Below are 23,802 nucleotides of genomic sequence, written 5' to 3'. Positions count from 1 at the left end.
AATCAACAGTTTCAATGTTCTGAGAAAAGCCCAATGTATCAGCCTATGTTCTGGCATCACGGTATGCGGAGAATATCCAATAGGCTGCGGCCAGAGCAAAAGCATACAGGTACGTATACCCGATTACTCCCCATACGCCTGTAAGAAGAGCGGTATCACTCCGCATCAGGGTGTCGATCATTTCAGCCACCGGGGGGAAGGCCCAGCGGATCCAGGATAACCCTTCGGGCAGCTTGGCCGCAAACTGCCTCGCCCCAATCGATAAAATGACGATGATTAGCAGAATCGCCGTCGCGCGGCTGATATTGCGGATGTAAGCGGCTTGAAAGAAATAGCTGACGCCTGCGCCCAGCATGCCCAATGCCAAATGCCCGGAAGAAGCGATAAGCCACTGCCGTGCGCTGACCGTTGCGGCGAACATGTTCATCACCACAGGATACAGCAGGAAAAAGGCGCTTAAAAAGACGATGACGGCGAGCAGAGCCAGCATTTGGCTTGCGGCATATTTCCGCATGCTCCCTGCGTGAATCACGCTGAGCTGTTCCAATACGGCGCCCGCATGATTCAGGAAGCTGAACGACAACCATGCCCCGCCGACGAACAGAAATGCAGAAGTGACCGCATAGCTGTCCATCACCGGGTTCGGCTTATAGGAGTACAAAAGCATCATCGCAATCAGCATGCTCCCCACAGGAGCAAAGTATCGGTAAGACCGAATGTAGCTGGCAAGTAAAAAAGAAGCGAGACGAATCATTGCGTTCCTCCTTTTAAGGCAGCCGCCGCAGTCTTGAGCAGCTCGCCTAGATCCACTTCGGAGGGTTCGTGCTGCGAAACGGATACGATATGACCCCCGCCGTTAAGGATCCGCTGCAGCACATGATCGCTTATGTTCGTTCTTACATGAATCTCGGATTCCGCCCCCTCTTTTACCCAAGCCACTTCCCTATCGCCGATCCCCTCTAAAGACTGGCGGACGCGCAGCGGATCTCCATTGAAAACAATAGTCGCATACCGGACCGTTTCTATACGGAACCCGCGTTCCTCCTTCACGATCTTTCCGTTCTCAAGCAGTACGATGCGATCGGCCATTTGGTTGATCAGCTCCGGCTCATGGACGGACATGACCATCGCGGTCCCCATCCCCTTGATGTCCATCAGCAGGCGGAACACCTCTTTCTGCGAGGGGGTGTCGATCCCGGACAAAGGCTCATCCAGCAGCAGAAGCCTGGGTTTCCCCATCACCGCCTGAACCAGATTGATCTTCTGCAGCATGCCTTTCGAAAAATGGCTCATTCGAACATCCCTGTACGAATCCATACCCAGTCTCTTGAGCCATTCGGATATTTCCGACTGGACGGTCCGCTTGTCCATCCCTCGCGTAATGCCCATGCTAATCAAATACTCGCCCGGCGTAAACGGCAGCGCCGGAAACTTCTCGGCGACAAGTCCAATCGTGGGGCTTCGGATGTCCTCCACCCGCCGTCTTCCCTCGGTAGGACGGGATAATCCGGCCAGCAAGCGCAGCAGTGTGCTTTTGCCCGAGCCGTTTTTCCCGACCAGCGCCGTGCACTCCCCTTTGGCGATCTCGAGCGTCATATGCTCAATCACTACCCGGCGGTCGTAGCGTTTGCTGACATCCTCCAGCCGGAGGATGATCTCCGCCGGCGTGTTCCGCCGGCCGCTTCCTTGCTCCTGTACAGCCAACCAACTCTCCCCCGTTCAACAAATGGCGTCACATCCGCTGCGGCGTTTTTAATCCGAGCAGATGCATCGTTCTCGCTAATGAAGCGCCCGTCAACTCCGTCAGCTTCAGTCTCGCTTCCCTCAGGCTGCTGTCCTCGGTGACAATCCGTTCCTTGTTGTAAAAATGGTTGAACGCTTGAGCTACATCCAGCGCATACCGCGCCATTACCGACGGCTCGTTGTTCTGGATTCCGCGCTTCAGCTGATCCGGGAAGCGGGTCAGCAGCTTCAGCAGCTCCCATCCGGAATCTCCGAGCTGGCCGTTAACCGCTTGGGCAGACCCGGCCGTTCCACTCTCCGGTTCCCCGGCCGCGCGTCCTTTGGACAGCACGCTTTGGGTACGCGCATACGTGTACTGAAGGTACGGCCCTGTCTCCCCATCGAAATTCAGCGCTTCCTCCAGGGAAAAATCCACTTCGTTCTGGCGGTTGTTTTTCAAGTCCCCGAAAATAATCGCCCCGATGCCGACCGCTTCCGCGACCGCCTCCTTATGTTCGAGGCTACTGTTTTTCTCTTCGATGATTTGCAATGCCCGGGCAACCGCCTCATCCAGCACTTCCTCAAGATAGACGATCTTGCCGCGGCGGGTCGACATTTTCTTTCCTTCAAAGCGCATCAGGCCAAACGGCACGTGCTCGCATTGATCCACCCAGTCTGCTCCCATACGGCGCAGCACGGCAAACACCTGCTGAAAGTGCAGCCTCTGCTCGCCGCCCACGACATACAGCAGCTTGTCGCCTTTCAAGACATCGTGCCGGTAAATGGCGGTTGCCAGGTCACGCGTCGGGTAGATGGTCGTTCCGTCCGTTTTGATGATCAGGCAAGGCGGCATCCCCTCCTCATCCAGGCGCACGACCAGCGCGCCCTCGCTCTCTTCGAGCAGATGCTGGTCGCGCAGCTGATCCACGACGGCTCCCATCTTGTCGTTGTAGAAGCTTTCCCCGAGCGTATAGTCGAAGCTGACACCAAGACGGTCGTACATCCGCTGAAACTCCTCCAAGCTGACGTCCACGAAATATTTCCAGAGCCGGTAAGCTTCCTCATCCCCGGATTCCAGTTTCCGGAACCAGTCCCTGGCCTCCGGCTCCAGCGTCTCATCATGGGGTGCTTCCTCATGAAACTGAACGTAGAGCTTCAGCGATTCCTTGATCGGATTGGCCGCAATGGCTTCATCGTTCCCCCAGCGTTTGTATGCGGCGATTTGCTTGCCGAACTGCGTACCCCAGTCTCCCAGATGGTTGATGCTGGCCACGTCGTACCCCGCCAATTTGTACATGTTGTACAGGGCGGCGCCGATCATGGTGGAGCGCAGATGCCCGATGCCCATCGGCTTCGCGATGTTCGGCGAGGACATGTCGATGAGCACTTTTTCTCCTTTTCCCAGGTTCGGTCTATGATCCGACGCCGTCAACTCGTCCATGATTTGCTGCTCATAGCGCTTCCGGTCGAGCCTGAAGTTGACATAAGGGCCGGCGGCCTCCGCCTGTATTCCGTTTCGCCCGTCAAATTGGGCAGCCATCTCTTTGGCGATGTCCGCAGGCGATTTTTTAAACGTTTTGGCCAGCGTAAAGCATGGGAAAGCGACATCCCCCATCTGCGGCTGCGGCGGGATTTCCAGCAGGTCCTCCATTTGCTGCTTCGTCCACGGCACGTGCGGCTCGAGCGCCGACGCGATCCATTCCTGTAACATAACAATCATCCTTTCCATATCGTAACGACTATCAAAAATCAAAAAAGCCCCCGTCTCTAATATAGAGACGAGAGCTGAATTCCCGCGGTACCACTCTAAGTAAACGGCCCATGCGCCAGCACGGCATCCGTTTCCCTTGAAGCCTGTAACGGCAGCTAACCGGACCTCTCTACGCCGCACCCATCTTGCGGTTTTAGTTCAAAAGGCCGTCTCCCAGGTGCGCTTCATGAATCGCGACATACCGGCTTCCACCATCCCCGGCTCGCTTGATGCCCTGACGCTTCACTACTCTCCCGTTCCATGACGTTCAATTTTCCAATAGTATACACGGGGGACAGCAAAGAATGCAACACCCCAATTTCCTGCCGCAGGATTGCCTGTTCATGTTACCTCTTATGTTACCTCTTATGCATCCTGTGCCCGTTGGCAGGAATCACCGGGACGGCATACGGCCAAATCGTTCATTTCCAGCAGCCCGATAAACTTGGCCAGCCTTGGCAGCAGCGGCTCCGCCTGCTCGCCGAACCGGCCATGGAGCTTGCCTGCGATATCCGCTACCGAGTGGGAACCGTCGCAGCAGGCGGCCACTTCACTGCCCAGCGCATCCAGCCGGATTTGGACGACCGCCGGCTGTTTCAGCCATTTGACCGACTGGCGGGCCAGCCATCCCTCCCGCGGCACGGACAACGTCACGATCCCTTCGGTCTTTTCCCACTTCACCTTCGAATGCAGCACCGGAACCAAGTCCAGCAAGTTGATCGGTATTCCCCCGGCGTCCTTCCGCTTTTTCCGGTAGCCCCGCATGTTGCTACACCTCCCGCTTCGTCACAACGGACTCTTTCTTTTGCCGGAGAGAGATCCAGGCCAGCATCACGACGACAAGCAGGAAAACGACCAGTGGAAGCACATTGCTGGAGACCAGGACGTCTCCCGGAATCGGAACGCCGAGCCAGATCAGGATCGCAATGATCACCCCGATCAGCGATTCGCCGGCGATCAGGCCCGAAGCCAGCAGCGTCCCCGTTTCCACCCTGGCTTTGAGCAATCCGGCATCCTTCCGCGATCGCCAATCCACAAACCAGCGAACGATACCGCCGACCATGATCGGGGTGCTGACATGAATCGGCAGGTAGATGCCGACCGCTACGGTCAGCGAGTTGAGTCCCAAGAACTCGAACACAACCGCCGAAGCCGCACCGATAAAAATCAGCTCCCACGGCAAATTGTTCGACATGATCCCCTCCACGATCAGCCGCATCAATACGGCCTTCGGCGCTGGGAGCTGCTCGGATCCGAGTCCGTAGCTTTCGTTCAGTACGGACAGAATGAAGCCGATCACCAGACCGGATACGAGTACCCCGATCATCATGGCCACCTGCTGCTTCCAAGGCGTCCCGCCCACCAGGTAACCTGTTTTCAAATCCTGGGAAATGTCCCCGGCCACAGCCAACGCGACGCAGACGATCGCTCCAACCGTCAGTGCGGCGATCATTCCGCCCATACCTGATAACCCGGTCATTTTAAAAATGAACGTTACGATGAGCAGCGTCGCAATCGTCATGCCGGACACGGGTGAAGAGGAGCTCCCCACCAGGCCAACAATCCGGGAAGCGACCGTTACGAACAAAAAGCCGAAAATGGCGATGGCGATCGCGCCAATGATCCCCACGTCGGTCAGCGGGGCAAACGCGATGATAATGACGAGAAGCGCAATCATGATCGTCACCCAAAAGCCGGGAATATCAAACTGGGTGCGGTCAAGCGTAACCTTCTGCTCGTCTCGTTTGCTCAAGCCGGACAAAGTCGCCGCCAGCGAACTGAACAGCATGGGCAGGGTTTTGACCAGCGTAATCAATCCCCCTGCCGCCACTGCGCCTGCGCCAATGTAACGGATGTAGCCTTCCCAGATGCCCCATGCGTCCAGCTGCGGGATCGGTGCATCGGCCGGTGGCAGCACAGCCTGTGCGCCTCCGCCGAAAAAGCCGATCATCGGAATCATCACGAGCCAGGCCATGATCCCGCCGGCAAGCATCTGCCCCGAAATCGCCGGACCGATAATGTAGCCTACGCCAAGCAGCGCAGGGTATGTATCCATGCCGATGACCGCGTTTTTAAACCGGTAAATGCCGGTTTCGATCTCGGTCTTGAACCACTTGAAGCCATCACCCAGCGCTTTCACCAGGCCGCCGGCGATAAATCCGTACAGCACCATTTTTGCGCTCTTGCCGCCGGTTTCTCCCGATATGAGCACCTCGGCACAGGCGGTGCCTTCCGGGTAAGGCAGCGTCTGATGCTCGTTGACGATCAGCAGCCGGCGCAGTGGGATCATCATCGCGACGCCCAAAAATCCCCCGACGAGCACGATGAAGCTGACGGTTCCGATGCCCGGGACTTGATTCCACATGTACAGGGCGGGCAGGGTAAAGATCGCCCCGGCTGCCACCGCCTCGCCCGCTGTCGTCATTGTTTGCACGATATTGTTTTCCAGAATCGATTTTCGTTTAAACAATCCTCGCAGGACACCGAGCGATATGACGGCGGCTGGAATGGATGCGCTGACCGTCAGCCCGATTTTAAGTCCCAGGTAGGCGTTGGCAGCCGCAAATACAACCGCCAGGATGATGCCCAAGATGACGGCCAGCACCGTAAGTTCCGGCAGTGTTCTGGATGCAGGTATGTAGGGGATGAAACTTGAAGATTCCGTGGTCTTTTGCTTGTCCATGTTGTTCTCCCTTCTACCGATACAGGTTGTAGTAACCATCCATATGTTACCCGGATCCATGGAAAAACAATCGCATAGGAGGATGTGTAACCCTGAAACGAAAAAAGCCTGACCGCCGGGTCATCCCCCGGCAATCAGGCAGTCGTTCAATGCTGTATAATGATCGGTCATGCCGCGACGAGCATTTGCCGGCAGGCCTCGGCGCAGCGGCGGCAGGCCTCGGCGCATGCTTGGCAGTGATCGTGCTCGTGCTTACTGCATTCTTCGGCGCACGCTTCGCAGGCCGTGATGCACAGCTCGCAGATTTGCGTCACAAACGGGCTGTGGCGAAGCATCGACTGCGCCGCCAAATCGCAAATATCCGCGCATTCCCGGTCCAGACGGATGCATTCACGCAGCATGGCGAGCTCATACTCCTTCAGACTGGACACATAACACACATTACAGGCATTCATGCACTGCAAACAGGCTTCGATACAATCCTTGTACTGTTGTTCCTGATTCATCATGATCGATCTACCTCCCGTGATTTATTGCTCTGCACATCTATTAACCGTTTGGGAGGCGTTATAACCAGGAAAATTCAGTCTGTTTCCCGCAGCCCGCCTTGTTCGAGGCTGAGCAGAGCCTGTTCGAGCTCACTCCGCGAAAAGTGCTCGCCGATGAAGACCGCAACATCCGGAACATTTCCCTGCGGGGTGATTTTCATAAAATCGGACTCCCGGAAGGCATATTGGAATAGGAAGCGGCTGGCCGTATCGCTGAAGGTCAGCACACCTTTGGCCCGGTACACGTCCCGCGGAAGATTGGCGATCATCCGTTCAAAGGCCATGCTCTCAACGGGACCTTTAAAATAATGGGTGTAAACCATAACATGATCATGCGATTCATGGGCATGTGATTTATGGTTATGCGATTTATGGCCATGATGCGGGTGGTGCAAAGGTTGCGATTCCCCGCCATGATCCGAAGCCGATTCACCATGCGGTTCCGTGTTCTGCTCCCGGCCATTTTGCAGTACAAGCTCTTCCGAAGCCTGCTTGCTCTCATTGTCCGCCGCGCGAGTCCAGTCTGCCTTGACTCCTCCCAGAGCATCAAGCAGCGCCGGGATGTCCACCCGGCACCGGACCGCCTTCCACACCCCAGCGTATCCGTTCCACCGTTCAACAATGCTCTGCAGCAGGTCTTTCTCCTCTTCTTTGACCCTGTCCATTTTGTTCAGGATCAATGCCGATGCACAGCGGATCTGTTCCTGCATGAGCCGGTAGGTTTTGCCCTTCTGAACGTTATAAAGCTCCAGCAAATGAGCAGAGTCCACGACCGTCATAATGCCCCTCAGGTCGATCGGCAAATAGAGGGCTGCCTCGGACACCCCCTCCAAAATTTCCATCGGATTGGCGATGCCCGTCGCTTCGACCACGATGATATTCGGTGCCTCGCGCTGGATCAGACCGGCGATTTCCCCGCTCAAGTCCCCACGGATCGAGCAGCAGATGCAGCCGCTCAGCATTTCCGTCATCGGGACCTGCTCCTGCACCTGCAGCCCGTCGAGGTTCACGTCACCGACCTCGTTCATGATGACGGCCGGCAGCAATCCCTCGCCCTGCCAATGGTCTATCAGCTGCTGCAGTAATGTCGTTTTTCCGCTACCGAGAAATCCGGACAGTATGTAAATTGGCGTCGTTTGGCTCATATGATATCTCCTCCGTTATCCTTCCTTGCATGACTAGCACAGTGTACTACAGCACCCATCACTGCCGCAAGCCACTCCGTTTCCCCTCACCTGCCGCCCTCTGCAGCTTTCCACTGCTCAGTCACTGCCGTTGTCACCTTCAACTTGCAAGGCATTCTGGAAAAGACTATCCTAATGAAATAGCCAGAAAAGATCGTAGGAGTTGATATCGTATGAACATGAAGTCAGTGGACGAGCATCGAAGCCAGGCACCCGCCACCGTGTCCTGCATGGTCGTGACCGTCTCGGATACCCGTACCAAAGAAACCGATACCGGCGGACAGCTGATGATCTCCCTGCTGGAGGAAGCGGGCTACCGGATTGCCGATTATACCATCGTGGCGGACGATTACGAGGGAATCCGCGAGCTGGTGCACGCAGCGTCAGCGCGGCCGGATGTCGAGGCTCTGCTGCTCACCGGGGGAACCGGCATTTCGCCGAGAGACACGACGTACGAGGCGGTCTCTTCCCTGCTGGACAAGGAAATGCCCGGCTTTGGAGAAATTTTCCGGTACCTGAGCTATACGGAGGATATCGGAGCGGCAGCGATTCTGAGCCGGGCCATCGCCGGTACGGTCGGCAAGACCGCTGTTTTTTCCATGCCTGGGTCCAGAGGGGCCGTCAAGCTGGCATTGGAAAAGATCATCGTGCCGGAGCTCCGGCATGTCATGAGGGAAATTTACAAGAAGGAATAGTCTGCGGGTGAACGCAAACACAAAAATGCCGAACTCATCGCGGATGAGCCGGCATTTCGTTTTTTCCCTGAATTACTTCATCCGTTCGATCAAGGAATTAAACACCTTTTTCACTTCCGGGTCGTATTTGCCCTTCTCTTTGCCGGAAGACGTGTAAATCAGCGAAGCGGTGGAATAGTTATAGATGACCGTCCGGGACCGCGGCGTATCGATCAATTTTTGATCACCGTACCAGTTATGAATCCGCTCGACCCGCTCCGCTTCGTTTGAAAAGACATGCAGCGTAATATACTGCAACGGATTGCCGGCGATCATGTACATATAACTGATATTGCCTCTTCCGTCCTCCGCATACATCTCATGGGTCAGAGGGACCCCTTCATGCCCGAACTGAATCTGCATCTCCTTCAGAAACTTGCCGTTCAGCCCTTTGCCTTGGGATTGCGCCCGAAGGTTTCCCTCCGAATAAGACTGCATATTATATAGTTTCGTTTCTTTTTTGACGACTTCATGCGAATCGCATCCGGCCATGGCGGCTGTAACCAGCACACCGGCCAGAACTCCCGCTACCCGTTTCTTCATGATGGTTCATCCCTTCCAGATTCCTGTTGCCGATTGTAGAGGCACTAAGCTGATATAGGGTTAGAATGCCATCAAAGCATACGGTTTATGCAGCGCGGTTCACTCGGACAAAGATTCCAAGCGGAGCAGCGTCCGCCCCACAGCTTTTCCGCGCAGAATAGCCTCCAGGACGTCCGGAAGATCGCGCAATCCGCATTCGGTTAATCCTTGGGACAATGCCGTCTCTGGCTTCCACGCCGATCCGAGCAGCTTCCAGACCCGGCTCCGGGTTTCCATCGGACAGAAGACGGAATCGATCCCGAACAGGTTGATGCCGCGCAGGATAAAAGGATGAACCGTACTGTCGAACGCCGTTCCTCCGGTCAATCCGGAAAGGGCGATGCCGCCGCCGTATTTAACGCTTTTCAGCAGCGTCCCCAGCTGTGGACCCCCGACAGGGTCGACCACGCCTGCCCAGCGGCTCTTGGACAGCACGCCTTGAACCGGGGCGGAAATCTCTTCCCTCCCGACCACGGCGCTCGCTCCGAGCCCGGTAAGCCATTCCTTCTGGGCTTCCAGCTTGCCTGTACTGGCAGTCACTTGATATCCGAGCCGGGACAATATGCTGACGGCAAAGCTGCCGACACCGCCCGTCGCTCCGGTCACCAGCACCTCCCCGCTGTCCGGCGTGAGGCCGCTTCGGATCAACGCGTCCACTGACAAGGCGGCGGTAAACCCGGCCGTCCCGATTCCCATAACCTCACGCATGCTGAGTCCCTCCGGAAGGTGTACCAGCCAATCACCTTTAAGGCGGGCGTATTCGCTGAATCCTCCAAAGTGGTCGGTCCCTACACCGTACCCCGTGCACAGCACGTGGTCCCCGAGCTTAAACGCCGGGTGCTCCGAATGCGTGACTTCGCCAGCCAGGTCAATGCCCGGCACCATCGGATACCTGGAGACGACCTTCCCATCAGGCAAGCTTGCCAATCCGTCCTTGTAATTCACTCCCGAATAATGAACGCGGATTGTTACATCACCCGGCGGCAGCTGACCCTCAGTCAGTGTTTCGATCCCGCTCTGGAATCCGCCATTCTCGTCTTTACGGACCATAAAAGCCTGAAACTTTTCCATATGCGTCGTCCCTCCTTAAGATTGTCCATATTATACCTCTCAGCAGAGCCCCTTTCAAAATACAAGGACACAACCCGATGCCCTGTCCTCCCAGTGCCAAATAGTTCATGGCATGAAATGTTGGGAGTAAGGCATATTCAAGCCAGTCATCAACCTACCGTGCGATCGACAACTGTCGAACCATCGGGAAGTGCATCGGAGTATGCCTGATTCTGCGCTTTCCCGAGAAATAATGCTCTGCTTCCCACCCTAAATATCCGCACGAGAAGAACCCGTCTCGATATTATTATTGGTTAAGAGGTAAGGCTGACGGTCTCCAGATACTAATACAGTCTAATATATAAAAAAAAAGGGGCGACCCTTGGTCCCCCCTCATCGACTCGTTCCGCAGCTACTCATCCTGCTGCATATATTCGGCCATCATCTTTTGCTTCATGTCCCATACTTTCTCGCTGATATTGATGCGATAAATTTCCGGGTTCAGCTTGCGTAAGTATTCCGGCCAAAATAAATTCATCTGCTCCCGGTGGTATTCCCGGATTTCATCCAGCGACGGCAGTTTGTACACCAGCAGGCCGTTCTCGAAAACCGGTGTAAGCATTTCAATGGCATCGTAGTTTTTTACGTATTTCTGCAAATACGGGTGCTGCGGATTAAACAGCTTCAGACGGAGGCCGTCATGCGGCTTCTTCTCGCTAGGGAAGGCGATGTAATCCGCCGTTGCTTTCCCGCTGACCCGGTCCACGACCCGGTAGACGTTCTTTTTGCCCGGCGTCGATACTTTTTCGGGATTGCCCGATATTTTGATCGTCGGAATCATCTCGCCCTTAATCTCGCGTTCCACCAGCTTATAAACACCGCCCAGCGCCGGCTGGTCGGCCGCCGTAATCAGCTGGGTGCCTACGCCCCACGTATCGATCCGTGCCCCCTGCGCCTTCAGGTTAAAAATGGTGTTCTCGTCGAGGTCATTCGAGGCCACGATCTTCACATAGTTCAATCCAGCCTGATCGAGCATCTCGCGCGCTTTGATCGACAGATACGCAAGGTCACCGCTGTCCAGACGAATGGCGTTCATCTTCTTGCCCATCGCCTCCAGCTTCTTGGCCGTTTCGATCGCATGCGGCACACCACTCTTGAGCGTGTCGTACGTGTCCACGAGGAGCGTCACTTGATCCGGCATAACCTTGGCATAAACGTCGAACGCCGCCTGTTCGCTTTCGAAGGTCTGTACCCAAGAATGAGCATGCGTTCCTTTTGTCGGGATGCCGAATTTCTCTCCAGCGAGCATATTGGAGGTTGCGTGAAAACCGGCCACATAAGCGGCCCGTGCCCCCCATACCGCCGCATCGGCTTCCTGCGCCCGGCGCGTTCCGAATTCAAGCAAAATATCGTCGCCCGCAACCTGCTTGATTCGCGACGCCTTGGTGGCAATCAGCGTCTGGAAATTCATGAAATTGAGCAGCGCCGTTTCCACCAGCTGGGCTTCCATAATGGTGCCTTCCACACGGACCAACGGTTCGTTTGGAAAGACGAGCGCGCCTTCCTTCATCGAGTGCAGCGTGCCGCAAAACCGGAACTGCTTTAATTCCTCCAAAAACGCCGAATCGTAATTCTCTTCCTGCTCGGATAAATACTTTATATCCTCATCGGTAAATCGGAGATTGGCTATGTAATGCACGATACGCTCCAGGCCTGCGAAAACCGCATACCCGTTTCCGAAAGGAAGCTTGCGGAAGTACGCCTCGAACACCGCCTTTTGTCGGTGCGAGCCGTTCACCCAATGCGCGTACATCATGTTGATTTGGTATTTATCCGTGTGTAAGGCCAGACCCATCGTCTGCATCCCGAGTTCCTCCTTGCTGGTACGCCTGTCATATCAGGCAGGCCCGGTGTCCCGGGCCATCGTCTTTACTTCTCTGCTCCTTTGACAACCTGCGCACCCAAACTGTTTTTAAAATGCTGCAATGCCCACGTATGCCCATCCGGGTTGAAGCTGGCTACAGCGTCTTCGTACACCGTGATGCCGAAGCCCTTATTGTACGCCTCTACAGCGGTGTGCAGCACGCAAATATCGGTGCATACCCCGATCAGGTGCACTTCGGTGATGCTGCGCTCCCTCAATTTGAGTTCGAGATCCGTTCCGCAAAAAGCGCTGTACCGCGTTTTGTCCATCCAGTAAATCGCATCGCGATGGTCGTTGTATACCTTCTCCAGCGGGCCATACAGTTCTCTTCCCCGCGTGCCGCGAAGGTTGTGGGGAGGAAACAGCTTCGTCTCCGGATGATGGGGATCGTCCTTCTCGTGCAGATCCACAGCCATGACGACCCAGTCGCCGCGATCGATGAATTCTTTAGTGATGGCGGCTACCGCCGGCGCGATATCCACCGCAGGCTGGCCTACAGGCAGGCTTCCGTCGACAAAATCATTCGTAAAATCGATAACGATCAGTGCTTTCATCTACCTTCACTCCCTTAGGTATAAATGGACAGCAGCGGCACGTAATCGGTGAACCGGTACAGCTGTGCCGGTCGCTGGGAATACTGGTTGGAGCTCAGCGGCTTTCCGTTCTCGTCGCGTACTTCTTCGAGGATCCCCTGCCGGCTGCGCGTAGACGTAATTTTACGGATAAAATTCGGCTCGCTGAATTCCGGAACAACGGTCTGGATGACCTGGTACAGCTCGCTTAACGTAAACTGCTCGGGCAAAAATTGGCGCGCAATCGTGGAATGCAGCATCTGCTGCTGAATCCGGTGGTACGCATCCTGGATGATTTCCCGGTGGTCAAAGGCCAGCTCCAGCTCGTTCAGCACCTCATCGATGCCGAACAGGCCAACCTCGCCGGCATCGTCCGCCGCCTGTCTGCTCTCCAGCATCCATTCTTCCACCAGGGCGAAGAAGGCGTTGCTGATAATCCAGCCGCGGGGGTCTCTTCCCGGCTTGCTGTATACGCCTAAATACTCGAGGTGTCCTCCGTCGACGCCGGTTTCTTCCTTGAGCTCACGCTTTGCCGCGTCATAGATCGATTCGCTTTCCTGGCAGAATCCTCCGGGCAGCGCCCACATCCCCGCGAACGGCCACGACTTCCGGCGGATCAGCATGACCTTGAGCTCCCGGATCGGCAGCGTTTTGGTCACGGTCTTGCGCTCGCGCTTGGTCAGCGTAAACATCACAATGTCTGCGGGTACACCGTCAGGCGTGCGGTACTTCTTCGGGGAGTACCCCATCTCCTCGGCGGTCTTCTCTTTCGGTCTGCCGCTTGCTTTCTCATTTTCAGTCATCTTATCACCACATAACGTCTTTTTGATACTTTCATTATGAACTATAGATAAAAAAAGTCAAGTCATTCTGTCTATGTTGTGTAAGCCGCGTTCTGATTGTTTGGTCCTGCATAAGAAAGCAAGGATCCCCCGTTAATGGCTACTTGCGGTTTACTACCCGAAACGTAGCCGTCGCCATACAAGCCAGGGTTCCTTCACTGTCATTAATTTTTGCTTCGGTGACGAGAGACCGGCCCGCTTCGTGCAGCACCTTGGCCGTCACCGTTAATCTCCCCGGAACCATCGCATTCATAAAGTGCACGTTAATGTCGGTGGTAACGCAGCTGTCGATATTTTTAGCCGCCGTCGCTACCATTCCCATCGCCTGGTCCATCAAGGATGTCAGTACACCTCCATGGATGATGCCCATGGAATTGGTGTGGTGCTGCTTGGCATCGAGCGCAATGACCACTTCTTCCTTGTTTGCGGACACCAGCTCGCAGCCGAGATACGCCCAGAACGAATCCTGTCCCCGGGCCACCATTTGTTCCAATGCGTTCATTGTCGTCTCCCCCATGCTGTCATTTTTCGCGTATTCGCCCAGCATCCTTTTGCCGGAGGAACCGCCTTCGTTGCTCTATGTTGTCAGCGATAACTGTTTACGTTCATGTTTAACCAAATTCGTCTGCTCTATCCCATAAGTCGGCTGGATAGCCTACCTCTTGGCTTGATTCCCTCTTGTTTCCCGATGACGAAAAATAACCCCACAGCGGCGTGGGGCCTTCGCTCCGATGTTATTCTGGTACTCAGCGAAACCACGAAAGCCATGCGATCTGCATTTGAAAAAAAGGCGCGGACGTCTCGTCCGCAGCCTTGTAAAGGTTAGCCGCAGCTGGAAGGAGGCGCTTCCGTTCCCGCTTCCACGTTGACCTTTTCCGATACCGTATCATGGATGACGGAAATGACCAGCTGCAGCAAATAGTTAATATCGCTTTGGCTTTGCTGAAATTCGTTCACGAGAGGGATCCCATCGATCTCATCCTGCAGCGCTTCGATTTCTTTCTCGATTTTGGCAACCATTTCCTGATTTTGGAAGGATTCGAAGGCCACGATCTCTTTCTGTTTCTTCTTGATGGTGGCAATGAGGTTTTGTACGCGCTCATGATTGCGGATTTTCTCCTCGGCCTTCTGGAATTGCTGCACTTCTTCGCTTCCGGAAATCAGTTCGGCCAGTTCCTTGGCCTTGGACATAATATCGTCGCGGATCACAAGATCCTTCGTATCATAAGACATCATGCCGTATTTATTGATATGACCCTTCTCCATCTTGGTTCAATACCCCTATTCTGTTATGGAATTTACTGAGTTATCGCTGCCTCGGCCTGCGGCACATCCACGACTTCGCCTTTGATGTACCACGTCATCGCATCCGTAATTTTGACGTTTACGAAGCTGCCGATCAATTCCTTGCCGCCTTCAAAATGGACGAGCTTGCTGGTGCGCGTTCTTCCCGCCAGGATGGAGGCGTTGTTTTTGCTCTCGCCTTCCACCAGCACCTCGACGATCTGCCCACGAAGATTTTCGTGGCTCTTGCGGCTGTACTCCTCAATCGTCCGGTTCAGGCGCTGCAGGCGCTCGCTCTTCGCTTCTATGAACACATTGTCTTCCATGACAGCCGCCGGCGTACCTTCCCGAGGGGAATAAATAAAGGTGTAAGCCGAGTCAAAGCCGACTTCGCGCACCAGGCTCAGCGTATCCTCGAACTGCTCTTCGGTTTCGCCCGGGAAGCCGACGATGATGTCTGTCGTCAGCACCAACCCTGGCACGGTTGCCTTCAGCTTCCGAACCAGCTCCAGGTAAATTTCGCGGGTGTACTTCCGGCCCATGATTTTGAGAATTTCGTTGTTGCCCGACTGCACCGGCAAATGGATATGCTCAACGAGGTTGCCCCCTTTGCCGAGGACCTCCACCAGATGATCGTCGAAGTCGCGCGGATGTGACGTTGTAAACCGCACGCGCGGGATATCGATTTTGCGGATATCGTCCATCAGGTCGGCAAACGTGTACCGGATATCGTCAAAATCCTTTCCGTAAGCGTTCACGTTCTGGCCGAGAAGGGTAACCTCCTTGAAGCCCTGGCGCGCCAAATCGCGAACCTCGGCGATCACGTCTTCCGGCCGGCGGGAGCGCTCTTTCCCCCGGGTAAACGGAACGATGCAGTATGTACAGAATTTGTCGCAGCCGTACATAATGTTGACCCACGCCCGCAGTCCTTCACGCTTCTTCGGCAGGTTCTCAATGATGTCGCCTTCCTTGGACCACACTTCCACGACCATCTCTTTGCTGAACAGCGCTTCCTTGATGAGCATCGGCAGCCGGTGAATATTGTGCGTACCGAAGATCATGTCCACGAAGCCGTGCTTCTGCATAATCCGGTTGACGACACCTTCCTCCTGAGACATACAGCCGCAAACGCCAAGCAGCATATCGGGCTTCTCCGTCTTCAGGTGCTTGAGATGGCCGAGCTCGCCGAACACTTTGTCTTCTGCATTCTCACGGATGGCGCATGTGTTCAGCAGAATGATGTCAGCTTCCTTGCGGTCTTCGGTAGCGGTGTAGCCCATCATCTCCAGCATGCCCTTGATCGTCTCGGAGTCATGCTCGTTCATCTGGCAGCCGAACGTGTATACGATATAATGCTTCCCTGCTCCAATCCCTTGAAGCTCTTCCGGCACCGCGTTCTCATACAGCACTTGAACATCTTCCTTGCGCCGTTTCTTGCTTTGTCTATGGTTAGGCTCCGAAATAATATGAATCTCACGGCCCTTGATCCGGATCTTCTTTCCGAATTCGTCCTCTGACAGAACTTTGGCATCGGAGAAATCAAAATATTTGGAGTAATCCTTCGTTTCCTTCGCCATGCTGTTGACCACTCCTTTAATCCAGGGAACCCCTGTTAAACGACATTCTAATAAATTATAGCATGAACCTAATGGCATATCTACTGATTGCCAGGACTTCCATCTATGTATAAGCATAGCCGAATCGTTGGATCGAAAGACATCTTTCGTTCATCACGCCACTGGTTAAACAACAAAAAAACGGAGGATGGCTCCCCCGTTCTACAGGCCTGCCGGCCTGGTCAGTCGTTGTTAGTCAATGATTTCAGCCGTATCTCCGGTTTTGGCACCGGCTGCGTTGGCCTCGTCCGTGTCGATATGCATGTCGAGCGCAAACGAATCGGATACGCGCGCAATGACGTTTTCAAACACCAGTCCGCGCTCGCCACCGATGCGCACTTTCAGATGCTGCTTGTCGGCAATGCCCCAGCCTTCCGCGTCGCTCGTGTGAAAATGGATATGACGAGCAGCAACGATCACGCCCTGCTCCAGTTCGATCTCGCCTTGCGGGCCTTTTACCTTGATGCCTGGGGTTCCTTCAATATTTCCGGACTCACGGACTGGAGCTTTCACGCCGATGGCGAAAGAATCCGTACGGGAAATTTCCAGCTGGCTTGCCGAACGGGCAGGCCCTAAAATTCTAACCTTATCAAATTGACCCTTCGGACCGATAACGGCCACCGTTTCATTGGCGGCGAATTGTCCGGGTTGGGATAGCGGTTTAAATTCGGTCAGCTGATAGCCTTGACCAAACAAAGCTTCAATATGTTCTTGGGTAAGATGGATATGTCGTGCGGACACGCCTACAGGTACAGTTTTACTCACGTGGATCACTCCTTAAATTTTCTCTATGTTCTGTACAGGCCAGACTCATTATACATCCTTTTACCCAAAAAAGAAAAAGACGTCACCGCTTTCATTCCAACTTTCATGCATTTCCTGCCATTCTGCTACAAGATTGTCAAAATGTCTGCTCCGTATTGCCAAAACATGGTTTAATTCCACTCAAATCAAACCGGTTTAGCCGGAAGATGCCTGCTCAGAAAAGAGAGAGCATTGCCCGACATCCATCCTTTGACCATATCCTCCGGATAGCGGGCAAGCAGTAGATCGATAAACGCCGGATAGCGTCCGGGATGCTCCAAATTCTGAATCCAAGTCTCGATCCCGTCAAAATCCGAGCCGAACATGAGCATGTTACCCGCTCCCTGCTCGCACATCCGCTCAATATGGGGAAGAACATCTGCAGGAACGACCGGCCCTGGACCTTCTTTTACAAAATACGGCACAAACGTAATTCCGATGCGCCCGTCCATCGCTGCGATCGCCCGAATCTGCTCATCGTTCAAATTGCGGGGATGCGGGCACACCGTCTTTGCGTTGGAGTGGGAAGCGATAAACGGCCGTTTCGATCGTTCGGCCAGCTCCCAAAACCCGGCCTCCGATAAATGGGATACGTCCAGCAGCAAACCGGTTTCGTTGCACAGCTCAATCAGCTGTTTTCCTTTTTCGGTAAAGCCTCCCTTGCGCTTCTCCATAACGCCGTCGGCAGCCCAGTTCGCATGATTCCACGTAATCCCAAGGAACCGCACGCCCAGATCATAGCACACTTTGACATAAAACAAGTTTCCCTCGAATCCGTCGGCGCCCTCCACGGACAGAAGCCCCCACGGCTGAAGGGCGTGGCTTTGAAGCGGGAGCTGCTCCGCCGCCTTCATCGAATGCTCAAGCGAGGCTGCGTCTTCTCTCCATTTCATCCACCGGACGCCTTCCTGCACGGGAACGACACGGGAGGTAAACACGTCGATCTGATCCAATATATGCTCAAAGCGGGGAATCCCCCGTTCCTCAGACAAAAAGATAGCGAAGGTTTGCAGCGCCACCCCTCCTTCCTGCAGACGCTTGTAGGTCACATCGAGCTTCGGATCGTCTGCAAAGGAGATGCTTTTATCCTTCACCATTTTACTTAGTACATCACAATGATAATCCACCACCGGAATTGTCATGCTTAAGCCTCTCCTTTCCGTCGTACGCAAGCAAAAAAACCTGTCTATCCCATATAAACTGAATCAAAGTCCGGGTACTCACCGAGCACCTCTAATCCGGCTTCATTCAGCTTATATCAATAAACAGGTTTCATCAAATGATGGCATATCCTGCCATTTCCCTTATCTGGGCTCTACGATCAGTTTGATCGCCGTTCGGTCTTCCCCGTCAATAACGATATCCGTAAAGGCTGGAATACAAATCAAGTCTACTCCGCTGGGTGCTACAAATCCCCGGGCAATGGCTACCGCTTTAATCGCTTGATTGAGTGCGCCTGCTCCGATGGCTTGCAGTTCAGCCGCCCCGCGTTCACGAAGCACGCCTGCCAGAGCACCGGCAACAGAATTTGGATTGGACTTTGCTGAAACTTTTAATACTTCCATGGTAAGTACCTCCCCTGGGAATGATGATAAGCTTCCACATACTAGATGTTATTCGGGAGTCCGGAAATAATTCCTTCTTTCTGACAATTTTTCAGCCATAAATCCGCCAATAGTCTCAGAGGAAAACTCGGTCAATCCATGATCCAATCGTCTTCGAGAATCCGAATTTTTTCCATTTTCAGCGCCTTGCCGGTTGCATCGTCCAACTGGACAAATACGCCGTGGAAGTGCCATTTTCCGTTGTCGACCTGGAACCGGACCGGCAGCTGTGTTTTGAATTTGCGGAGTACCGCATCGCGTTCCATGCCTAAAATGCCTTCTCTAGGACCGACCATGCCGGCATCCGTGAGATAGGCCGTTCCGTTCGGTAAAATAGTATCATCATTGCTCTGCACGTGGGTATGTGTTCCTACGACGATCGAAGCACGGCCGTCCAGATGCCAGCCCATGGCGATTTTCTCGGATGTGGCTTCGGCATGAAAATCAACAAGAATATGCTTGTGCTTCTTGCGGAGCTGGTCGACGATCTCGTCGCTGGCCCGAAACGGACAGTCAATGGCCGGCAGAAACGTACGTCCCTGCAAATTCACGATGGCCAGTTCTTTGCCGTTCGCTTTAATGATCGTATGCCCCAATCCCGGCGTCCCCGGCGGAAAATTGGCCGGTCTCACCATGCGCGGCTCGTCGTCGATAAAGTCAAAAATCTCCTTGTTATCCCACGTATGGTTGCCCAGCGTAATCCCATGGACACCCCAATCGAAAAAGTCTTTGGCAATCGACTGCGTGATCCCTCGACCGGAAGCAGCATTTTCTCCGTTCGCAATGATGATATGAGGGTTATACTTCGTTTTTAACGACGGCAGCGTCGCTTTAAGCGCCTTTCTGCCTACACTGCCCACGATATCTCCAATAAATAATACGTTAATGTCGGTCTCCCCCTTAAGATGAACAAATATGAAAAGTGGCCCCCAAAGCGGCCACTTTTCATCATTTACATTATTTCGCGTATTCAACCGCGCGAGTCTCGCGGATGACCGTCACTTTGATATGCCCCGGATAATCCAGTTCATTCTCAATCGTCTTCGTAATATCCCGAGCCAGCCGGAATGCTTCGGCATCATCGATCTTCTCAGGCTGTACCATAACGCGGACCTCGCGTCCTGCCTGAATCGCGAACGATTTCTCGACGCCTTCGAACGATTCGGAGATTTCCTCCAGCTTCTCCAAACGCTTGATATACGTTTCGAGCGTTTCACGGCGCGCTCCTGGTCTTGCAGCTGACAAGGCGTCGGCTGCGCCAACCAGCATCGCGATAACCGAAGTTGCCTCTACATCGCCATGGTGGGATGCGATACTGTTGATAACCACCGGATGTTCCTTGTATTTCTTGGCCAGCTCCACGCCGATTTCAACATGTGAGCCTTCCACTTCATGATCCAGCGCTTTACCGATGTCGTGCAGCAAGCCTGCACGCTTGGCCAATACGATATCTTCGCCGAGCTCTCCGGCCATCAGACCGGACAGATAAGCCACTTCCATGGAATGCTTCAGCACGTTCTGACCATAACTGGTACGGAATTTGAGCCGTCCCAAAATTTTGATCAAATCCGGATGCAAACCATGTACACCCACTTCGAATGTCGCTTGTTCGCCATACTCGCGAATCCGCTCATCAACCTCTTTACGGGATTTCTCCACCATCTCTTCAATCCGAGCGGGATGAATGCGTCCGTCTGCTACCAATTTCTCCAAAGCGGTCCGGGCAATTTCCCGGCGGATCGGATCAAATCCCGACAAAATTACAGCTTCAGGCGTATCATCAATAATGAGGTCAATACCGGTCAGAGTTTCCAGTGCACGGATGTTCCGGCCTTCACGCCCGATAATCCGTCCCTTCATCTCCTCATTCGGCAGCGTCACCACAGATACGGTGGTCTCCGCCACATGATCTGCTGCGCAGCGCTGGATGGCGAGCGTTACGATTTCACGGGATTTCTTGTCAGCTTCTTCTTTCGCCTGCTGCTCAATATCTTTAATCATTTGAGCGGTTTCATGGCGAACTTCCTGCTCTACATTGCTCAAAATAATGCTTCGTGCGTCTTCCATGGTCAAACTGGAAATACGTTCCAGTTCCGTGACCTGGCTCTTGTAAATCAAATCGATCTGCTGTTGAGTCTCTTCGATGCGTTTCTCTTTGTTGGCCACTTGCTCTTCTTTACGTTCAAGCGATTCAATTTTTTTATCCAGCGACTCTTCTTTTTGCAACAATCGTCTTTCCTGCCGTTGAATTTCATTTCGACGCTCACGAGTGTCTTTTTCAGCTTCGGTCCGGATTCTGTGTACTTCGTCTTTAGCCTCCAGTACCGTTTCCTTCTTCAGTGCTTCTGCTTCCTTACGCGCGTTTTCCACGATTTGTACAGCAGCTTCTTCAGCACTAGAAATTTTAGCCTCTGCAAGAGATTTGCGAATAAAATATCCAATCACGAACCCCAAGAACAATGCGGCAACAACGAGAACGACCCATAGCCATATAGGCATTCAGTTCACCTCCTCGTTGGTTCCTCCAAGGTATTCCTTGGGATCTTCTACAGTTGTCCATTCATTTCAATTCATCATACGTACTTCAATCATTTTCCATCTGCACAACTTCCCCATGGGAAGGTTGTACAAAACCCGTGCTACCCTAGAGGCGGGATAAGGCGGGGGTAGTTCATATGAATTGGAGAGAAATTAGAATCTTTCAATAAAAAACCTTTTTTTGGAAGGAAAAAAGAGCTTTTTACAGGAATAGATTCCTCTTCATTTTAGTATTTGTGAAAAGATATTGTCAAGAGAGGGCATTTCATATTGTGTCAACTTCTTCCTCAGTCGAATGAAAAATATTCCTCTTCATCCTCGGGATACGCATCCTCCTTGAGCAGCTGATTGATGACCTTTCGGACCTGCTCTCCGGAGTATCCCCGCCTCATCAAATAAGCCCCCGTTTTGCGCTTGCGATCGGCGGCTTCGCCCTTCGTCTGGTTCCATTTCTTTCGGCCGGCTGCCAGGGCTGCCTCAAATTCCTGATCGGAACTGACTTCGGCCAGCGCCTCGGATATAATCGACTTATCGACGCCTTTCTGCTGAAGCTCCTGCCTGATCCAGGCCTTGCCTTTGCGGTGGTTCCTGATTCGCTGCTGCGCCCACTGCCTGGCATAGCTTTCGTCGTCCACCAGCCTTTCTTCCACCAGCCGGTTCAGCGCATACTCAATCGATCCCGTTTCGATCCCTTTCTGCCGCAGTTTCATTTCAATTTCCTTGCGTGTCCGCGGCTTCCGCTCCAGCGCCTTTAAGCCTTCGACATAAGCCTGCTGCCGCTCGTCCGCTACGACGATTTCCTCCAGCTCCTGCTTCGTAAAGGCGTTCCCCTTGACCATCCGGTACTTCACGAGGACGTCTTCGTGGACGGAAAGGGTGTAGGGTCCGAACGATATCAAATAGCGCCCTCTCGGCTTGGCCAGACGCTCTACCTCCGTGATCCAAAGGGTTTCATCGTCCGGGAAACCGGCCAGTCCTTCATGAATTCCCTGTTCTTCATGAATTCCCCGTTCTTCATGGATTCCCTGCTCTTCATGAATCCCTTGCCCTTCCTGATGTTCATGGCTATTTCCTTTTCGCATCTCTCTCACATCCCATCACGTGTTCAATGTTATCCTGTAACAGCACCGCACCTTCTATATGAGAAAAGACGCCCAGTGACAGGTCATCACGGAGCGTCCTCATTATAGTCTCTATTCTCAATACGACTTCAAACGACAACCCTATTCCAGCTCTAACAATTCCTGTTCTTCGCGTTCCTCGGCCGCCGCTTCCTCTGCGGTCGGCGCGTTCACCGTTGTCGTCAAATTGCTTGCCTCACGGATCTTGTTCTCGATCGCTTCCGAAATAGGCTGATTTTCTTTCAGGAACTGCTTCGCATTCTCGCGGCCCTGACCCAAGCGCTCGCCTTCATAAGAGTACCAGGCACCGCTCTTATTGACGATATCCAATTCCGTACCGATATCGATAATGCTGCCTTCCTTGGAAATGCCTTCGCCGTACATGATGTCGATCTCCGCCTGCTTGAACGGAGGCGCCACCTTGTTCTTGACAACCTTGATCCGCGTCCGGTTACCCACTACATCATTGCCCATCTTGATGCTCTCAATACGGCGTACATCCAGACGAACGGAAGAATAGAACTTCAGCGCACGGCCGCCGGGGGTCGTCTCCGGGTTACCGAACATGACGCCGACTTTCTCACGAAGCTGGTTGATAAAGATCGCAATTGTCTTCGACTTCGCAATCGCACCGGACAGCTTACGCAGTGCCTGGGACATCAGACGAGCCTGCAGACCTACGTGGGAATCACCCATTTCGCCTTCGATTTCCGCTTTCGGTACGAGCGCGGCAACCGAGTCCACGACGATAATATCAACGGCGCCGCTACGTACGAGGGCTTCCGCAATTTCCAACGCCTGCTCACCAGTGTCCGGTTGAGACAGCAGCAGCTCGTCAATGTTGACGCCAAGCTTGTTGGCATACGACGGATCAAGCGCATGCTCCGCATCGATGAAAGCAGCTTGTCCACCGACCTTCTGTACTTCCGCGATGGCATGGAGGGCCACCGTCGTCTTACCGGAAGATTCCGGTCCATATACTTCAACAACGCGGCCTCTTGGAAGTCCGCCAATACCAAGTGCTATATCTAGAGCCAGGGAGCCGCTGGGAACAACTTCCACCTGCATATGTGTCGACTCACCGAGTTTCATGATTGAACCTTTACCGAATTGTTTCTCTATTTGACGAAGCGCCATTTCAAGCGCAGCACGACGATCTGACAATAAACTCACATCCTTCACCGTTTATACTATTATGATACCTTGTTTTGGAACGTTTGCCAAGCATTTTTTCGAACATACAT

General features: G+C 53.7%; 23 protein-coding genes and 1 other annotated feature. Of the genes, 1 reads left to right on the top strand and 22 read right to left on the bottom strand.

What is annotated here, in order from left to right; all coding sequences use genetic code 11:
* Window positions 1-43: 43 nt before the first annotated feature.
* The 7 genes from GCU45_RS28680 to GCU45_RS28650 all read right to left on the bottom strand — a co-directional run bounded on the left by GCU45_RS28680 (window position 44) and on the right by GCU45_RS28650 (window position 7,848).
* A complete protein-coding gene (locus GCU45_RS28680) occupies window positions 44-754 on the bottom strand; it encodes a hypothetical protein (RefSeq protein ID WP_152402327.1) in 711 nt (236 codons plus the stop codon).
* Complete coding sequence (locus tag GCU45_RS28675) at window positions 751-1,704, bottom strand: ABC transporter ATP-binding protein (protein WP_152402326.1); 954 nt, start codon at window positions 1,702-1,704, stop codon at window positions 751-753. The genes GCU45_RS28680 and GCU45_RS28675 overlap by 4 nt, the downstream gene beginning before the upstream one ends.
* A gap of 28 nt (window positions 1,705-1,732) precedes the next feature.
* Complete coding sequence (gene argS / locus GCU45_RS28670; protein ID WP_152402324.1) at window positions 1,733-3,433, bottom strand: arginine--tRNA ligase; 1,701 nt, start codon at window positions 3,431-3,433, stop codon at window positions 1,733-1,735.
* 60 nt (window positions 3,434-3,493) lie between these two features.
* Window positions 3,494-3,743: a binding site (T-box leader), on the bottom strand.
* A 95-nt stretch (window positions 3,744-3,838) separates the two neighbouring features.
* Complete coding sequence (locus GCU45_RS28665) at window positions 3,839-4,237, bottom strand: PqqD family protein (protein WP_152402322.1); 399 nt, start codon at window positions 4,235-4,237, stop codon at window positions 3,839-3,841.
* 4 nt (window positions 4,238-4,241) lie between these two features.
* A complete protein-coding gene (locus GCU45_RS28660; protein ID WP_152402320.1) occupies window positions 4,242-6,155 on the bottom strand; it encodes an OPT family oligopeptide transporter in 1,914 nt (637 codons plus the stop codon).
* Between the two features lie 167 nt (window positions 6,156-6,322).
* Complete coding sequence (locus GCU45_RS28655) at window positions 6,323-6,661, bottom strand: four-helix bundle copper-binding protein (protein ID WP_076169531.1); 339 nt, start codon at window positions 6,659-6,661, stop codon at window positions 6,323-6,325.
* 77 nt (window positions 6,662-6,738) lie between these two features.
* On the bottom strand, window positions 6,739-7,848 hold the full coding sequence (locus GCU45_RS28650) for a CobW family GTP-binding protein (protein ID WP_152402318.1): 1,110 nt from the start codon (window positions 7,846-7,848) through the stop codon (window positions 6,739-6,741).
* A 212-nt stretch (window positions 7,849-8,060) separates the two neighbouring features.
* On the opposite strand from GCU45_RS28650, the gene GCU45_RS28645 reads away from it, so the two are divergent.
* Window positions 8,061-8,582, top strand: a complete 522-nt coding sequence (locus tag GCU45_RS28645) for a MogA/MoaB family molybdenum cofactor biosynthesis protein (protein ID WP_105443585.1) — start codon at window positions 8,061-8,063, stop codon at window positions 8,580-8,582.
* A gap of 72 nt (window positions 8,583-8,654) precedes the next feature.
* Here GCU45_RS28645 and GCU45_RS28640 read toward each other — a convergent pair whose 3' ends face one another.
* The 15 genes from GCU45_RS28640 to recA all read right to left on the bottom strand — a co-directional run bounded on the left by GCU45_RS28640 (window position 8,655) and on the right by recA (window position 23,722).
* Window positions 8,655-9,164 carry a hypothetical protein gene (locus GCU45_RS28640; RefSeq protein WP_105443586.1) on the bottom strand — a complete coding sequence of 170 codons (510 nt, stop codon included), beginning with the start codon at window positions 9,162-9,164 and terminating at the stop codon, window positions 8,655-8,657.
* 99 nt (window positions 9,165-9,263) lie between these two features.
* Window positions 9,264-10,274 carry an acrylyl-CoA reductase family protein gene (locus tag GCU45_RS28635; protein ID WP_152402317.1) on the bottom strand — a complete coding sequence of 337 codons (1,011 nt, stop codon included), beginning with the start codon at window positions 10,272-10,274 and terminating at the stop codon, window positions 9,264-9,266.
* A gap of 391 nt (window positions 10,275-10,665) precedes the next feature.
* Window positions 10,666-12,117 carry a nicotinate phosphoribosyltransferase gene (locus tag GCU45_RS28630; RefSeq protein ID WP_152402315.1) on the bottom strand — a complete coding sequence of 484 codons (1,452 nt, stop codon included), beginning with the start codon at window positions 12,115-12,117 and terminating at the stop codon, window positions 10,666-10,668.
* Between the two features lie 65 nt (window positions 12,118-12,182).
* Window positions 12,183-12,731, bottom strand: coding sequence for a cysteine hydrolase family protein (locus GCU45_RS28625; RefSeq protein ID WP_152402313.1), 549 nt, complete (start codon window positions 12,729-12,731; stop codon window positions 12,183-12,185).
* A 14-nt stretch (window positions 12,732-12,745) separates the two neighbouring features.
* Window positions 12,746-13,498 carry an NUDIX hydrolase gene (locus GCU45_RS28620; RefSeq protein ID WP_076169533.1) on the bottom strand — a complete coding sequence of 251 codons (753 nt, stop codon included), beginning with the start codon at window positions 13,496-13,498 and terminating at the stop codon, window positions 12,746-12,748.
* Window positions 13,499-13,691: 193 nt separating this feature from the next.
* Window positions 13,692-14,093, bottom strand: coding sequence for a PaaI family thioesterase (locus GCU45_RS28615; RefSeq protein WP_116231765.1), 402 nt, complete (start codon window positions 14,091-14,093; stop codon window positions 13,692-13,694).
* Between the two features lie 320 nt (window positions 14,094-14,413).
* A complete protein-coding gene (locus tag GCU45_RS28610) occupies window positions 14,414-14,857 on the bottom strand; it encodes a YlbF/YmcA family competence regulator (RefSeq protein ID WP_152402311.1) in 444 nt (147 codons plus the stop codon).
* A 32-nt stretch (window positions 14,858-14,889) separates the two neighbouring features.
* A complete protein-coding gene (miaB, locus tag GCU45_RS28605) occupies window positions 14,890-16,452 on the bottom strand; it encodes a tRNA (N6-isopentenyl adenosine(37)-C2)-methylthiotransferase MiaB (protein WP_152402310.1) in 1,563 nt (520 codons plus the stop codon).
* 231 nt (window positions 16,453-16,683) lie between these two features.
* Window positions 16,684-17,256 (bottom strand): phosphate propanoyltransferase, encoded by a 573-nt coding sequence (pduL, locus tag GCU45_RS28600; protein WP_152402308.1) that lies wholly within the window; start codon window positions 17,254-17,256, stop codon window positions 16,684-16,686.
* Between the two features lie 185 nt (window positions 17,257-17,441).
* Window positions 17,442-18,437 (bottom strand): dipeptidase, encoded by a 996-nt coding sequence (locus GCU45_RS28595; protein WP_152402306.1) that lies wholly within the window; start codon window positions 18,435-18,437, stop codon window positions 17,442-17,444.
* Between the two features lie 162 nt (window positions 18,438-18,599).
* The gene (locus GCU45_RS28590; RefSeq protein WP_006286829.1) at window positions 18,600-18,860 is read right to left on the bottom strand and encodes a stage V sporulation protein S; all 261 of its coding nucleotides are present in this window, start codon (window positions 18,858-18,860) and stop codon (window positions 18,600-18,602) included.
* Window positions 18,861-18,991: 131 nt separating this feature from the next.
* Complete coding sequence (locus tag GCU45_RS28585) at window positions 18,992-19,786, bottom strand: TIGR00282 family metallophosphoesterase (protein WP_145023162.1); 795 nt, start codon at window positions 19,784-19,786, stop codon at window positions 18,992-18,994.
* Window positions 19,787-19,856: 70 nt separating this feature from the next.
* A complete protein-coding gene (gene rny, locus GCU45_RS28580; RefSeq protein ID WP_076167981.1) occupies window positions 19,857-21,398 on the bottom strand; it encodes a ribonuclease Y in 1,542 nt (513 codons plus the stop codon).
* Between the two features lie 326 nt (window positions 21,399-21,724).
* The gene (locus GCU45_RS28575; protein WP_152402304.1) at window positions 21,725-22,519 is read right to left on the bottom strand and encodes a regulatory protein RecX; all 795 of its coding nucleotides are present in this window, start codon (window positions 22,517-22,519) and stop codon (window positions 21,725-21,727) included.
* 141 nt (window positions 22,520-22,660) lie between these two features.
* On the bottom strand, window positions 22,661-23,722 hold the full coding sequence (gene recA, locus GCU45_RS28570; protein WP_105443594.1) for a recombinase RecA: 1,062 nt from the start codon (window positions 23,720-23,722) through the stop codon (window positions 22,661-22,663).
* Window positions 23,723-23,802 lie beyond the last annotated feature (80 nt).

Source organism: Paenibacillus cellulositrophicus (assembly GCF_009363095.1).
Taxonomy (GTDB): Bacteria; Bacillota; Bacilli; order Paenibacillales; family Paenibacillaceae; genus Paenibacillus_AQ; species Paenibacillus_AQ favisporus.
Note: the sequence above shows the minus strand (reverse complement) of the source record. Positions and strands in the feature narration are given on the sequence as shown.